The sequence below is a fragment of the Pseudomonas sp. 3A(2025) genome (genome assembly GCF_054589175.1).
The window spans coordinates 257,021-271,144 of record NZ_BAAILM010000032.1; the positions used below are offsets into that span (position 1 = coordinate 257,021).

At 60.5% G+C, this 14,124-nt stretch carries 17 protein-coding genes; 9 read left to right on the forward strand and 8 right to left on the reverse strand.

Annotated elements, in window-relative coordinates; translation table 11 throughout:
- Positions 1–13 precede the first annotated feature (13 nt).
- Both ACYP2A_RS13420 and ACYP2A_RS13425 read right to left on the reverse strand, forming a co-directional pair.
- Positions 14–958 carry a lysozyme inhibitor LprI family protein gene (locus tag ACYP2A_RS13420; protein ID WP_459745580.1) on the reverse strand — a complete coding sequence of 315 codons (945 nt, stop codon included), beginning with the start codon at positions 956–958 and terminating at the stop codon, positions 14–16.
- 62 nt (positions 959–1,020) lie between these two features.
- On the reverse strand, positions 1,021–1,932 hold the full coding sequence (locus ACYP2A_RS13425) for a LysR family transcriptional regulator (RefSeq protein WP_459745582.1): 912 nt from the start codon (positions 1,930–1,932) through the stop codon (positions 1,021–1,023).
- 191 nt (positions 1,933–2,123) lie between these two features.
- On the opposite strand from ACYP2A_RS13425, the gene ACYP2A_RS13430 reads away from it, so the two are divergent.
- The 8 genes from ACYP2A_RS13430 to ACYP2A_RS13465 all read left to right on the forward strand — a co-directional run bounded on the left by ACYP2A_RS13430 (position 2,124) and on the right by ACYP2A_RS13465 (position 10,266).
- Entirely contained in the window at positions 2,124–3,218 is a 1,095-nt protein-coding gene (locus tag ACYP2A_RS13430; RefSeq protein ID WP_459745583.1) for an NADH:flavin oxidoreductase/NADH oxidase, read from the forward strand.
- A gap of 113 nt (positions 3,219–3,331) precedes the next feature.
- A complete protein-coding gene (locus tag ACYP2A_RS13435) occupies positions 3,332–3,820 on the forward strand; it encodes a (2Fe-2S)-binding protein (RefSeq protein WP_459745584.1) in 489 nt (162 codons plus the stop codon).
- On the forward strand, positions 3,817–4,809 hold the full coding sequence (locus tag ACYP2A_RS13440) for an FAD binding domain-containing protein (protein ID WP_459745585.1): 993 nt from the start codon (positions 3,817–3,819) through the stop codon (positions 4,807–4,809). The genes ACYP2A_RS13435 and ACYP2A_RS13440 overlap by 4 nt, the downstream gene beginning before the upstream one ends.
- Positions 4,806–7,196, forward strand: coding sequence for a xanthine dehydrogenase family protein molybdopterin-binding subunit (locus ACYP2A_RS13445; RefSeq protein ID WP_459745587.1), 2,391 nt, complete (start codon positions 4,806–4,808; stop codon positions 7,194–7,196). The genes ACYP2A_RS13440 and ACYP2A_RS13445 overlap by 4 nt, the downstream gene beginning before the upstream one ends.
- A gap of 3 nt (positions 7,197–7,199) precedes the next feature.
- A complete protein-coding gene (locus tag ACYP2A_RS13450; protein ID WP_459745589.1) occupies positions 7,200–8,168 on the forward strand; it encodes an XdhC family protein in 969 nt (322 codons plus the stop codon).
- Positions 8,169–8,190: 22 nt separating this feature from the next.
- Positions 8,191–9,102: an AraC family transcriptional regulator gene (locus ACYP2A_RS13455; RefSeq protein WP_459745722.1), complete on the forward strand. Its 912-nt coding sequence runs from the start codon at positions 8,191–8,193 to the stop codon at positions 9,100–9,102.
- A gap of 142 nt (positions 9,103–9,244) precedes the next feature.
- Positions 9,245–9,682: a VOC family protein gene (locus tag ACYP2A_RS13460; RefSeq protein ID WP_459745590.1), complete on the forward strand. Its 438-nt coding sequence runs from the start codon at positions 9,245–9,247 to the stop codon at positions 9,680–9,682.
- Entirely contained in the window at positions 9,679–10,266 is a 588-nt protein-coding gene (locus ACYP2A_RS13465; protein WP_459745591.1) for a glutathione S-transferase family protein, read from the forward strand. Before ACYP2A_RS13460 ends, ACYP2A_RS13465 begins: the two co-directional genes overlap by 4 nt.
- Before the next feature lie 10 nt (positions 10,267–10,276).
- Here ACYP2A_RS13465 and ACYP2A_RS13470 read toward each other — a convergent pair whose 3' ends face one another.
- From ACYP2A_RS13470 to ACYP2A_RS13495, 6 genes are all read right to left on the reverse strand, one after another.
- On the reverse strand, positions 10,277–10,582 hold the full coding sequence (locus ACYP2A_RS13470; protein WP_459745593.1) for a chorismate mutase: 306 nt from the start codon (positions 10,580–10,582) through the stop codon (positions 10,277–10,279).
- A 95-nt stretch (positions 10,583–10,677) separates the two neighbouring features.
- Positions 10,678–11,121 carry an N-acetyltransferase family protein gene (locus ACYP2A_RS13475; protein WP_459745595.1) on the reverse strand — a complete coding sequence of 148 codons (444 nt, stop codon included), beginning with the start codon at positions 11,119–11,121 and terminating at the stop codon, positions 10,678–10,680.
- A gap of 10 nt (positions 11,122–11,131) precedes the next feature.
- Positions 11,132–11,638, reverse strand: coding sequence for an OsmC family protein (locus tag ACYP2A_RS13480; protein ID WP_459745596.1), 507 nt, complete (start codon positions 11,636–11,638; stop codon positions 11,132–11,134).
- Positions 11,639–11,683: 45 nt separating this feature from the next.
- Entirely contained in the window at positions 11,684–12,022 is a 339-nt protein-coding gene (locus ACYP2A_RS13485; RefSeq protein WP_459745598.1) for a tRNA-binding protein, read from the reverse strand.
- 25 nt (positions 12,023–12,047) lie between these two features.
- Entirely contained in the window at positions 12,048–12,803 is a 756-nt protein-coding gene (locus ACYP2A_RS13490; protein ID WP_459745724.1) for a nucleotidyltransferase domain-containing protein, read from the reverse strand.
- Between the two features lie 95 nt (positions 12,804–12,898).
- A complete protein-coding gene (locus tag ACYP2A_RS13495) occupies positions 12,899–13,516 on the reverse strand; it encodes a LysE family translocator (RefSeq protein WP_459745599.1) in 618 nt (205 codons plus the stop codon).
- 154 nt (positions 13,517–13,670) lie between these two features.
- On the opposite strand from ACYP2A_RS13495, the gene ACYP2A_RS13500 reads away from it, so the two are divergent.
- Positions 13,671–14,123, forward strand: coding sequence for an Lrp/AsnC family transcriptional regulator (locus ACYP2A_RS13500; RefSeq protein ID WP_459745601.1), 453 nt, complete (start codon positions 13,671–13,673; stop codon positions 14,121–14,123).
- The last annotated feature ends 1 nt before the right edge of the window (position 14,124 follow it).

Here is a 14,124-nt window from a genome sequence, read left to right on the forward strand (position 1 = left end):
CCGCAGCTCGGGCTCAAACCTGTTCTTCAACCTCTTGGTAACTCGCATAGTGCGTCATGCAATCCGAGAGGGAACTGAACTCGACATAGCGGCACAGCCAGACACTCAGGAAGGTGTAGGCGTAGCTCATCTCTTGCACGACAACGTCAGCGACAACCTGCTGGTTATAGTTGCGAATCTCGGCTTCCCGGCGGGTTTCACCCTTTTTGCGGGTCGGCATCAACAACAGCAGCAGGAACAGCACCAGTGCATAAAAGACGCTGACCAGCATCATCTTGCACAGAAACGACGCAACGACTTTCCACAGCGCGTCGTTGGCGTTCCATGAGCTGATCCAGGCGAACACCGCCGCCAGCACCAACATCAAGACGGCGATGACCTGCGGGATCGGCGAGGGCAATTCCAGCCAGGCCAGCAAGCCCCAGACGATCAACGCGCCAAGCGGCACAAGGTTGGTGACCAGCGCGTCGGTGAAATTGGTATAGACGGTCAGTGTCTCGCGCCGATGCAGGAACACGCAGGCCACGACACCGATCACCAGCAGGGTCATGGCGTATTTCCAGGCCGGACCATCGACAAAGCGCTGCCACAGGCCTTTTTCCGGGGCTGGGTTGCTGGCTTTGGTATTGACCTTGACCGGCGCGCGCTCGGTACGGATGAGCTGGTTGAGGGCGCTCATGCGTGAGGTGATGCCGTCGTCAACGCACTTGGCAACCGTGCAGGCGTTTTGCGCCGCCAGCCACTTTTGCTGGTCGCTTTGCAAGGCTGCCGGGTTGCGTATGACCTGCAAGGCTTCGCGGTACACCAGGTTCAGGGCGTCATTCATTTCGCTCAGCACCTGATCACGGCAGATCGTCTTGTCGGCAAAGCTGGCCGCCTGGCTGCAATCGAGGCTGGTGGCGGTGGCCGTGTCGGCAAACAGGGCCAACAGCAGCAGGAGGGTACTGCGCAACATCATCGCTTCGTCCTTTGAAAGTCATTAATCCGGGCGCGCATGATGCAGATTGAAGGGGTTGATGTCTATTGGCTATCACTTGGGTCGGGGTTCGGCGCCTGCGTTTGCAATCGTGGGCACGCCCAGTCGATAAACGCCCGCACCCGTGGCGACAGCATCTGCGCGTGCGGGTAGACCAGTTGCACCGGCAGGTCTTCGGGCTCGAAGTCTTGCAAGACCCGTTGCAGACGCCCGGTTTGCAGTTCTTCCCAGACCTGATAGTGCAACAGTCGCGCAATGTCCAGGCCCTGCACGCAGGCCAGGCGCGTCGAGCGGGTCTGGTTGGTGGTCAGGCGCGGCTGCACTGTATGCACGTGTTCGGCTTTACCCTGGCGAAAGTACCAGTGCCGGCCTTGACCGGCGATGGCGATGCAGGCGTGCTGCGAGAGCATTGCGGGGCTGTCGAGCGGCGGTGCGCTGTGCAGATAATCGGGGCTGGCGCAGGTAACCAGCCGGGTACGCCCGACGCTGCGTGCGACCATCGACGAGTCGGGCAGGCGGCCGATGCGGATCGCCAGGTCCAGGCCATCGTCGAGCAGGTCAACGATGCGGTCATCCAGGGTCAGCTCGATGCGCATGTCGGCGTGCGCCTTGAGAAAGTCGTTGACCAGCGGGGCGATGTAGCGCTGGCCGAACTCCACCGGCGCAGTGAGCCGCAACAGGCCGGCCGGGCAGTCGTGGCGGGCATCGAGCCGCTGCTCCATCGCATCGAAATCGGCAAGCATGCGCCGGCTCCAGGCCAGGTACTCGGTGCCTTCCTCGGTCAATGCCATGCGCCGGGTGCTGCGGTTGAGCAGGCGCACGCCAAGGTGTTTCTCCAGTGCCGCCAGCGAGCGCACCAGGGACGCCACCGATTGCCCGCTACTGTCGGCGGCGGCGCTCAGGCTGCCGCTGTCGACAATGCGTATGAAGTTGGCCATGGCCTTGAGCCGGTCCATTGATCCTCTCCAGAATGACGCTTGAAATCAGGGCAGCCAGCCTATCCAGAATCTCGCCAGGGTGCTTGCCAATCGATGACGAATTTTCGAAAGCCCGTCATTTTGTGCAGTGTTTCGCTTTTATCAGGCAACCAGCGCACCGTTGCTCGGGATCATAATTTATCCATTCGAATCACTCAGTGGATACGCTCATGACCTCGCTGTTTTCGCCTTACCGCTTGAAGGACGTCACGCTGCGCAACCGCATCGTTGCGTCGCCGATGTGTCAGTACCAGGCGGTCGATGGCCGGTTGAATAACTGGCATAAAACGCACTATGAAACCCTGGCAAAGGGTGGCGCTGGCCTGGTGGTCGTGGAAGCCACCGCGGTCAGTTCCGAGGGCCGGATTACGTTGGGGGATGCCGGTCTCTGGAGTGATGAGCACATCGCCGGTTTCGCCGACATTGCCTCACTGATAAACAACGCGGGGGCCGTTCCCGGTATTCAGCTGGGCCATGCCGGGCGCAAGGCCGGATGCACGCCTCCGTGGACCGGGGGCGATCCGATTGCTGAGGCAGACGGCCAGGGCTGGACACCGGTCGCACCCAGCGCTCTGGCTTATGTGCCTGACGCCTCCTATGTGCCAGACGCACTCACGGTCGAAGAGATTGCGCGGATACAAGGCGATTTTGTCAGCGCTGCTGTACGTGCGCACCGTGCCGGATTCGAGTGGCTGGAGCTGCATTTTGCCCACGGGTTTCTCGGCCAGAGCTTCCTGTCTCCCAAGGCCAATGTGCGCACCGATCAATACGGTGGTTCACTGCCTGACCGGGCTCGCTTCCTGCTGGAAACCGTCGCGGCGGTCAAGCAGGTCTGGCCACAGCATCTGCCGTTGACGATACGTTTCGGCACCGTCGATTTCGATGAGGATCTGGAAGCGTCGATGGTCGAGTCGATCCAGGTGCTCAAATGGCTCAAGGAAGGTGGCGTCGATTTTATCGACTGTTCACTGGCGCTCACTGTCCCCGGAGAGTCTGTGCCTTGGGGGCCCAATTTCATGGTGCCCTTCGCTGAGCGGGTGCGAACCGAGACAGGCCTGCCTGTAGGCACCAGCTGGATGATCACCGACGCTCAAGAGGCCGACGCCTTCATCCGCAGCGGCGCACTCGACCTGGTGTGCTTTGCGCGAACGCTGCTCGCCAATCCCCATTGGCCCTTCGAGGCCGCACGGGTGCTCAAGATTGCCGATCCTGCCTCGGTCTTGCCGACGCCTTACGCCTACTGGTTGCAGAACTGGGGTGGCTGATCATTGGATTGGGCAAGAAACAGCGCCGATCAGGCAATTGCTGATGATGACGGCCACAGCATACTGGCGAGCAGCATAGCGCTCGCTGTCGGACAGCATTGGAGATGCCCAGCATGGCAGACCGTCACACACTTCGACTCAACGTCAACGGCGCCACACGCGCTTTTGAGCTTGATCCGCGTACGACATTGCTGGATGCGCTTCGCGAGCATGCAGCGCTGCCCGGCACCAAGAAAGGCTGTGATCAGGGGCAGTGTGGTGCCTGCACGGTGCATGTCGACGGTGAGCGCGTCTTGAGCTGCCTGACGCTTGCGGCTCAGGTTGAAGGCCACACGGTCACCACCATCGAAGGCTTGGCTCAACCGGACGGTACGTTGCACGCCGTGCAGGCGGCCTTCGTCGAATTCGATGCATTCCAGTGTGGCTACTGCACGCCAGGCCAGATCATGTCGGCGGTTGCCTGCATCCGTGAGGGGCATACAGGGTCCGATGATGAAATCCGCGAATACATGAGCGGCAATATCTGCCGTTGCGGCGCTTACCCGCACATTGTCACGGCGGTACGCACGGCCGCTGCACGTTTGCAGGAGGGTAAAGCATGAGAGCGTTCGACTATATTCGCCCCAGCGATATCGCCAGTGCCCGGCAGGAACAGGCCATGCCCCAGAGCCGCTTCCTGGCGGGCGGCACGACATTGCTGGACCTGATGAAATGCGGGGTCGAGCGCCCGTCTCGACTGGTCGATATCAGTCATCTGCAAGGCCTGAATGGCATCGATGTGAACGCCCGGCAGATTCGTATCGGTGCGTTGGCGAAAATGAGCCATGTCGCGGCCCATGCGCGTATTCAGGAACAGGCCCCCGTCATCAGTGAAGCGCTGTGGCGCGCCGCATCGCCGCAGTTGCGCAATATGGCTTCGATTGGCGGCAACCTCATGCAGCGCACACGGTGTACCTATTTTCGCGACCCGAGTGCCTATGCTGCCTGCAACAAACGTAACCCCGGTTCCGGCTGTGCGGCGCTGAACGGGATTAACCGCAATCATGCGGTATTGGGCACCAGCGAGAGCTGTATCGCGATTTATCCCGGCGACCTGGCGGTGGCGCTGGTGGCTTTCGATGCCACGGTGTTGCTACGCGGGGCATCGGATCGACGCGTGTTGGCCGAAGAATTCTACCGGCTACCGGGCGCGCGTCCCGACATTGAGCATGATCTGTTGCCCGGCGAAATGATCATCGGCGTTGAAGTGCCGGTGGTGGCGGCCCTCAAACGCTCGCATTACCTCAAGGTACGGGACCGTGCGTCCTATGAATTTGCGGCTGCCAGCGCGGCCGTCGGCGTCGAACTCGAAGAGGACGGTCGTACCATCAAGGATATTCGCATTGCGCTGGGGGGCGTGGGGCCCCGGCCTTGGCGAACCCGGACGGTCGAGCAGGCGTTGATTGGAAAGGCATTCACCGAGCAGACGATTCGCGAGGCGGCTCGCGGCGCTGTCGATGGCGCTCAGGCCCGCGAGCACAACCGCTTCAAGATCACGCTGGCACCGCGTGTGATTGCACGCGCCTTGATGACCGTTGGAGGTCTGGCATGAACGATCTTTTTAACCCGAAAATCGATCGCCGGACCTTGTTGAAAACAGCGGCAGCAGGCTCGGCGGTCGCCTATACAGGCCTGGCCTTGAATCCACTGACCGGCCAAGCGGCACCCCTGATTGAGAAAGAGCGCAATGGATCCCTTGGTGAACGCGCCACCCGCCAGGACGGTGGTCTCAAGGTAAGAGGGCAAGCCCCTTATGCCATCGAGCACGTGATTGACGGCATGCTGTATGGCGTCGCCGTGCAATCGACCATTGCCGCAGGGCGCATTACCGCCATTGATGTGGCAGCCGCCGAAAAAGCGCCTGGGGTGGTTGCGGTGTATACGCATCTGAACCCGCTCGCCATTCAGCCGGCAACGCCTTTTATCAAGGGCGGCGCGGCGACTGAAAACTTTACCCCGCTGCAGGACGATCACGTGCGCTGGAACGGGCAGCACATTGCCCTGGTCGTCGCACAAACCTTTGAACAAGCCACCGAGGCTGCAAGCCTGCTAGTGGTGAGTTACGAGCAAGGCACGGCGATCATCGATCCTGATGACCCGCGCGCCAGGCCGCAGCCTATTGATGATCTGCAAGCCAAATGGGGCGATGCGCCCGCCGCGCTGGCGTCGGCGGCGGTCAGGATAGAGGGGGTCTACACCACGCCCCGTGAGTACAACGTGCCGATGGAGCCGCATGGCTGTATCGCGCACTGGATTGAAGACAGGCTCACCGTTTATGAGTCGAGCCAGTGGGTCGGCGGCGCGCGTAATGTCATCGCTCAGTGGATGGGTATAGATATGGCCAGGGTGCGCGTTGTATCGCCGTTCATTGGTGGCGGGTTTGGCTGCAAGGTGGCGCCGCATCCTCATGTCGCCATGGCCTGTGCTGCTGCCAAGGCCCTGGGGCGTCCGGTGAAACTGGCATTGACCCGGCCGCAGACGTTTACCGGCTACGGCGGCCGGCCGCGTACCAGCCAACGGCTGGCGTTAGGCGCCACCCGCGAAGGCATGCTCGTGTCTGTGGTGCATGAAGGCTGGAACGAAACCGCTATCGACGACACCCACCTGGAGCCGACGACCGGCGTGACGGCGCTGATGTACGCGACGCCCAATATGCTGGCCCGGCATAGCATCATCCCGGTGAACACGGTCAATCCAGGCTGGATGCGCGCCCCCGGCGAGGGTATCAGCACCTATGCGCTGGAGACCGCCATGGATGAGCTGGCCTATGAGCTTGGCCTGGATCCTGTTGAATTGCGCCTGCGAAACTGGGCGGCAAAAGACCCGAAAGCCAACATTCCCTGGACAACCCGTCGTCTGCGAGAAGGTTACATCGCAGGTGCCAACGCCTTTGGCTGGTCCGCCCGCAACCCGAAACCTCGTTCGATGCGTGAAGGCCGCGAGCTGATCGGCTGGGGCATGGCTGCCGGTACTTATCCGATCTGGCGCACGCCCGGTGAGGCCAGAATCGTTATCCATCGCGATGGGCGAATCCATGTACTCAGCGCAGGCACTGATCTGGGCACGGGCACTTACACCATCCTTGCGCAAACCGCTGCCGAAGTGCTCGATGTGCCTACCCGTTCGGTGACAGTCAGCTTGGGCGATACCGACCTGCCTCGTTCCCCCATCGCTGGCGGCTCACAGCTCGCCAATAACCTCACCGGTGCGGTCTACAAAGCTGCGAAGCTGGCCCGTAGCGAACTGTTGAAGTTAGCCGTCACTGAGCCCAGGTCCCCTCTGAACGGCATGGATATTAGTCATCTGGTATTCAGGAACGGACGGATCAAGCCTGTGCAACGCCCGGGCGAAGGCGTCTCGTTAGGTGACTTGCTCAAAGCCATTGGCAAGGAGCGAGTCGAGATATCGACCGACACCTTCACCGCCGGCGCCACCGAGGCGGATCGCAGCGCCGCCGCACACGGTTTCAGCCAGATGCTGCCGGCGACTCACGGCGGCGTCTCTGCTCACAGCTGGGGCGTGCATTTCGTCGAAGTGCGTGTGGATGAGGATTTTGGGACGGTCAAGGTCAAGCGCATGGTGGCCGCCTTCGACAGTGGCAGGGTCTATAACCCGAAGCTGGCGGAAAGTCAGTGGATGGGCGGGATGATCATGGGCATCGGCCAGGCGCTTTTCGAAGAGGGCCACATCGATCGCCGGGATGGCCGCATCGTTAATGCAAGCCTTGCGGACTATGTCGTTCCGGTTAATGCCGACGTGCCGGATATCATCACCATCGATGTCGGTATCCCCGATCTTCAGGCCAGCGCTCTGGGCGGCAAGGCGGTCGGCGAACTCGGCATTGTGGGCGTGGCAGCCGCGATCAACAATGCGGTCTATCACGCCACAGGCAAGCGCATCAGGGATCTGCCGATCACTCTGGACAAGTTGCTCGCCTGACGTATGAACAGTCTCGATCTGCAGGTCATCGATCAAGCGTCAACGTGGCTGGAGCAGGGTCAGGGTATCTGGCTCTGCACGGTCCTCTCAACGTTTGGCTCTGCACCTCGCGGCCCCGGCGCCATGCTGGTCGCGCTGGAGCGGGGAGATTTTTGCGGGTCACTCTCTGGCGGCTGCGTCGAAGAGGACTTTCTCGACAGGCTCGGTCGCCGTGAGTTTGCACCCATCAATCAGGTTATCCGCTATGGGCAGGGCGGGCTTGCGCCCAATCTGGAGCTGCCGTGTGGCGGGGTGCTCGATGTGCTGGTCGAGTATTTCGAAGCGGATTGCGTGGCGCGTGAGCACTTCGCTTTGATGCAAAGTGCACTCCGGGGCCGCCGCTGGATTGTGCGTGAGGTGACATTGGCAACGCGGCTGATGCGCATTGAAGAGGCGCCAGGGGAGTGTGCGGCGGTCACGCTCGAGGCTGACCGAATACGCCTGCGTGTCGGCGCCGCACGACGGCTGCTGATCGCCGGCCTGTCGCCTGTTGCGGAGTTTTGCGCAGGTTTTGCCGTGGCGCTGGGGTATGAAGTCATCGTCTGTGATCCACGCCCGGAGCTGACGTCGGGTTTTCATGTGGCGGGCGCTGCGCTGATTGAAACGCATCCGGCATCCTGGATCGCAGACGGTGGTTGTCATGCAGCGACGGCGGTCGTGGCATTGACCCATGATCCTCGCCTGGATGACCTGACGCTGATGGAGGCGGTCAGAACGCCAGCCTTCTATATTGGCGCCATGGGGTCGCGGCGAACCAGTGAAAAACGCCTGGAACGCGTCAGGCGCATCGGCGCGCTGGATGATGAGCGTGTAAAGCGTATTCACGCGCCTATCGGGCTGAATCTTGGCAGTAAGACACCCGCAGAAATTGCGCTGGCCGTAATGGCCGATATTGTTCGTGTGAGCAATGGCATCAGCAAACATGCGCTTTAGCACCGAGCCTTTGGAAGAGCTAATGAACTCAGTTTCTATAAAACCTTTAGCCATCTCAGACACGGGCCGCCTGGCCGAACGGGTTGCCCGGATTGCCCGAAACGATGGTGACCATTTCGCTGATATTCCGGGCCTCAGTTTTCATCGGCGCAGCACAGTCACAGTGCCGCTGCACTGCATCTATGTTCTGGGGCTTGGCCTGACCCTGCAAGGCGGCAAGCAGGTCATGGTGGGGGAGGAGGTTCTGGCTTATGGACCAGGAGAGTCCATGGTCACAAGTGTCGACATTCCTGTCATCGCCAACGTGACAAAGGCCAGCGCAACCAAACCCTTTCTCGGCATGATCCTGAAGTTTGACGGTGCCATGGTTGTGCGGGTCGCCGAGCGCCTGCGGTTGTCCCAGCGAATGAAAGACAAGGCATTCAAACCGGTCACGGTGCATGCGCTTGAAGCCAGCATTCTCAACGCCCTGGAGCGACTTGTCGGACTGCTGGACGAACCCTGCCTGATTACGACCCTTGCCCCGCTGATCATCGAAGAGATCGTGATCCGTCTGCTGAACGGCCCGCATGGCCCGCAGCTTCTGCACATCGTGAATGCCGGGTCGCCCAGTCATCATATTGCGAAGTCGCTGGAGTGGCTGAAGCTTAATTATCGCGAGGCGCTGAGGGTTGACGATCTGGCGACCGCAGCGTGCATGAGCCCCTCTACCTTTCGACAACACTTCCGGGCGGTGACTGGCATGAGCCCGTTGCAGTACCAGAAGCAGCTCCGGCTGCAGGCGGCCCGGCAAATGATGCTCAGCCAGAATGTCGACGCCAGCAGCGCCGGCGGGCTGGTGGGCTACGAAAGCTCGTCACAGTTCAGTCGCGAATACAGCCGGCTGTTCGGCGAGCCGCCGCAGCGAGACATCAAGCGGATGCGATTGCTGTAAGGGGGAGGCTGACTGGCGAGCACTTTCGCCTGCGTGTCTGTGCAGTAAATGCACAAGTGTTGTCAGGTGCGCGGCATAGCTGGGGGCGCGTTCGGCCGCCAGACTGTGGCGGTGAATCATTGCCACGGAGCATCCCCTGATCATGCACAACACCGCCATTCACAACCCGGCACGAATCCTGGCCTACGACCATATCGGCATTCGGGTCAGCGACAAGTCGCGTGCCCTGAGTTTCTACCAGGCACTCGGCTTTGTCGAAAGCGCCCGCTTTGTCGAGCATGAAGCCAACGAAATGCTCAGCCCGGACGGCGTGCGCATCAACCTGATCTTCAATGGCGCCCGGTTGCCTGCCGCGCATAACGTATTGCTCGACGCGGCGATCAAGCTGCCGGGCATTACCCATCCGGCCTTTATCGTCGACGACCTCGACGCCTTGCAGGGCTGGCTGGGTGAGCAGGGCATCCGTATTACTCAAGGCCCGCATCGCATCGGCCCACGGCGTATCGCGCTGTTTATCCGCGACCCGGACGGCAATGTACTGGAATTCAATCAACTGATCGCAGAAGGCGCAGACGCATGAAACTCTATGACCTGACATTGTCCGGCAACTGCTACAAGGTCCGGCTGCTCGCTGCCCTGGCACGCATCGAACTGGACATCGTGCCGGTGGACCTGGCGGCGGGCGAACATTTGCGCGCGCCTTTTATCGAGCTTAATCCGCTGGCGCAAGTGCCGGTGCTGGTCGACGGTAAAACAGTGCTGCGCGACTCCCAGGCCATTCTGGTACACCTTGCCGGCACTTATGGCGGCCTTGCCTGGTGGCCCGGCGAAGCGGCTGCCCAGGCGCAGATCGTGCAGTGGCTGTCGTTTGCCGCCAATGAAGTGCAACACAGCCTGTGCGCGGCCCGCCTGGTCGACAAGTTCGGCTATGCGCTGGACAAGGCGGCAGCACTGGAAAAATCCGTGCGAACCCTGGCGGTGCTAGACGCTCATCTGCAACAGCACGACTGGCTGGCCATCGGCAGGCCAAGCATTGCTGACTGCGCAGTGTACCCGTACGTGGCGCTGGCGTCGGAAGGCGGCGTGGACCTGCAGCCTTACCCGCATGTGAACCGCTGGCTGCAACGGGTCGAAGGCCTGCCGGGGTATCTGGGCAAGCCCTGAATGACCGGGGTCAGCCCTGGCGCCCGCTCGCAAGGGCTGCATGCTCGGCCAGTTCCGCCTCGATAAATGCGGCGATCATGGCCCGGTAAACCTGTTCGACCACCTGCGGGTTGGCTCCGGCCTCATGCGACAGAGCCTTGACCTTGGCAATCACCTGTTCGACGCGGGCCGGTGCCCTGACGTCCTGCTGAGTGGTCTTGAACGCCGCCGCCTGTTTGACGAACTGCCCGCGCTCGGCCAGCAATGTGACGATTGCATGGTCGAGGCGATCAATATTCTGGCGAACGTCTTCAAGCGATTGGCATTGAACATCCATGTCTGGGACTCCTTGATGTAGATAAAACAGGGTTGCGTCTGGCAGCCGCATTGTAAGCATCCACTCAAGCGCAAGCCTCTGATCGGCAGAGTGTTCTAGTTATCACTCAGGCACTTCTCAAAGCGAATATCACCTTCTGGCAAATGTTTCACAGGTTGCCAGCCGAGGTGTCGGTAAAAGCCACTCGCGCGGCTCGCTTCAGCGGTTTCCAGCCATATCGTCCGGTGATGTTGAAACAGAAAAGCTTCTGCTTTATCCATCAGTCTGCGCCCCAATCCGTGCCCCTCGAATTCAGGAAGAACGAAAGCGGCAAACACACAACCATCCTCAATATCCGCCATGGAAAAACCGGCGGGGACACCCTCGACCTCGGCGACCCATATACATGAAGCTTCTGATATCGCCTGCCGAATAGTTTCAGGTGTAATGCCCATTTCGGCTAACTGATCATGGGACAGGTGGTTTTCCTGAACACTGGTTCGAATATGAAAAATAGCGCTGATATCCGTCTCGGTGGCGAGTCTTATCGTTTTTTTCATGGCGTATTTTTTATATTCCATCGGTGCCGAGTGGGGCAAACGTCGTACCCACGGACAACTCAGGTTCATGACTGACCGGAAAATTCACCGAGCGGGCGATGAAGCATTTCTCATGAGCGACCCGATGCAGCTCACGCGCTTTTTCAAGGTCCGAGCCTGGCGCCAGAACTACCTTTGGCCTCAACACCACCGAGGTGAATTGCCCTGCGCCATCGGCTTGCTCAACCATGGCACCGTGCGCATTGTCCTCGTAGGCCAGCACTACAATCCCGGCTTCGGCGCACAGGCCCAGGTACCAGAGTTTGTGACAGGCCGAGAGCGAGGCAACCAGCAGTTCTTCAGGGTTCCAACGGGTCGGATCGCCGCGAAAGCTGGGGTCAGATGAACCTTCAAGGGTCTGCTTGCCGGTGACCTTGATCTCATGGTTGCGACTGTAGCCACGATAGGAAGCCGTGCCGGTGCCTTGATTGCCGGTCCATACGACCTGAACCGGGTAGTGGTGCTGTTTGTCGGCCATGTCTTCCTTCCTGTGAGTGGAGTGGTCAGCGATTCTACGGTGTGATTACAACAAGCGCGTACCCAGCGGCACATTCAAATCCGGCACGCACAACGCCACGGCGCCGTTTTCGTCATGAAAGCCGGTGACCAGGCATTCGGACTGAATCGGGCCAATCTGCTTCCTGGGGAAGTTCACCACCGCAACCACCAGCTTGCCGATCAGGGCGTCAGCGGCATAGTGGTCGGTGATTTGCGCGCTGGATTTTTTGATGCCCAGTTCTTCGCCGAAATCGACGTGGAGGATATAGGCGGGCTTGCGCGCCTTCTCGAACGGTTCGGCGGAGACGATGCGGCCGACGCGCAGTTGGACCTTGGTGAAATCCTGCCAGTCGATGAGTTCCATGAGGGCTCCTTGAGGTGGAGGGCCATCATAATTCATCACGTGATCGAGAGGTGGGCGCGGTCTGGGCGAGCATCCAGCGGACAAACTGCTGCATCCGGGCAGCGAATGCGACCACTGTCGCGTCCGGCTGCCTGGCTTGAGTCATAAAAAAATCGATGTGCGCCTGCATCTGCGGCGCGCGCTGGATGAATTGCTCAGCATGATCTTCCAGCGTCAGCGGCCAGCCAGGTTCGTATTCATCACGCAGGATATTGGTGGCGCGCACCAGCTTGCGCGCGGCTTCGCGTTGCAGGCGGCGAATCTGCGCAAGGCTGGTTTCCTGTGCCAAGGCGGCGAGATAGCGGTTGAGCACGGTCTCGAAATCACCGTTGACGGCCCAGGCTATCTCGCGGGAAGGCTTGAAGCGTTCGAAGCGAGTTCCCAGATCGTAGCCCCAGATGCAGCGGCAATGATGCTTGAGCCAGTACCCCCAACTGAACCGGTTATCTTCGGCCAGAACCTCGTCGCGATGACCCGTATCGAAATCGATCTTGGTGACTTCTGGGTGCCGTTGTTGCAAGTCGACGCTGATGGCTGCCAGTCGCTCGCGTACCTGAGCGCCGGTGTCGAGCAGCACAAGCGTGATATCCAGATCTGAAACTCCTGGCAGCGCATGGCCGTTGGCGACGCTGCCGTACAGGTAAATGCTGTCCACGTGCGGGCCGAGCGTACGGGTCAGCGTGCTGCAGACGTCCTCGACCAGCGCGGTAAATTCAGGCTGAACCTGCCTGGCCGGTACCATCGTAATAAATCCGTCACTGTCGACACCGGCAATATCCTTCACGCGCTTCGCCTCGAAATGGTCACGGCGCGAAACACTATCACGGCAGGCTGCGTTCAAGCCGCCAGATGTTCAAGCAACAAGGCGGCCGCAATGCCGATCATCGCCGCACCGGAGACTCGCCCCACGATCCGCGCCGCTGCCGGGCGAGTCCGCAGCACCGCCTGGGCGCTGTACCCGACCAGCAGATACACCACTGCGCAACTGCATAGGTGCAGCAGGCCCATGGCGACGATCTGCAACGGTATCGGCCAGCTTCCCTCAGGGTCGGTGAATTGCGGCAACAGCGCCAGAAACAGCAGGAATACCTTGGGATTCAGCCCACTGACGCAGGCGCCTTTCAGCGTCCAGTGCGTCCAGGGCATGGATGTTTGTATATCACCGGCCGCAGGCGTTGCCGGCTTGAGCAGCAGGTTGACGCCCAGCCACAACAGGTAGCCGGCACCGGCGAGGGTCAACACCGCCATCGCCATCGGCGTGCCCGCCACAACCGTGCCGACCCCGGCGGCGACCACCAGCGTGGCGGCCAGATGCCCCGATAACAGCCCGCCGGCTGCCGGCACCACACTCTTGCCGCGCATGCCGGCCGAGATCATGTAGGCCCAGTCGACGCCCGGCGTGATGACGAACAACAATGACACCGCCCAGAATGCGGCCAACAAACTGGCGCTCATCTGTAAGCACCCCGGTTGGCTAAAGCAGCAATGCAAATCGGCATGAGTTCTTTCTCCGGCAAACATGAATGGAGAAAGAACGATAAAGAGATGCTGCTAGAATTGGCTTTCAAATCTTCCAGCCAAAAGCCGTGTAAAGGGTAGATTCTTGCTTATGGATCGTACTGACAGAAAGATTCTTGCCGAGCTGCAAGCTGACGGTCGCTTGTCGGTCACCGAACTGGCCGAGCGGGTGGGCTTGAGCCTGTCGCCGTGTCACCGTCGATTACGGGCGCTGGAAGAGGGCGGGGTGATCAAGGGCTACCGCGCTCACCTGGCGCCTGAGGCGGTAGGCCTGAATTTTTCTGCCTTGGTCTTCGTGACCATGCGCGAAGGCAACAGCGAAGCGGTTATTGCCTTTGAAGCAGCGCTGCAAGACATCGCGCAAGTGGTCGAGGCGCAGCGGCTGTTTGGCGATCCGGATTACCTGCTGCATGTGGTCAGCAAGGATTTACCGGCCTTTCAGCGGCTGTATGACGAGCGCCTGACCAGCCTGCCCAATGTGCAACGGCTGACCTCGACGCTGGTGATGAAACAGGTCATCGCGGATCGGCCGTTGCCGCTCTGAA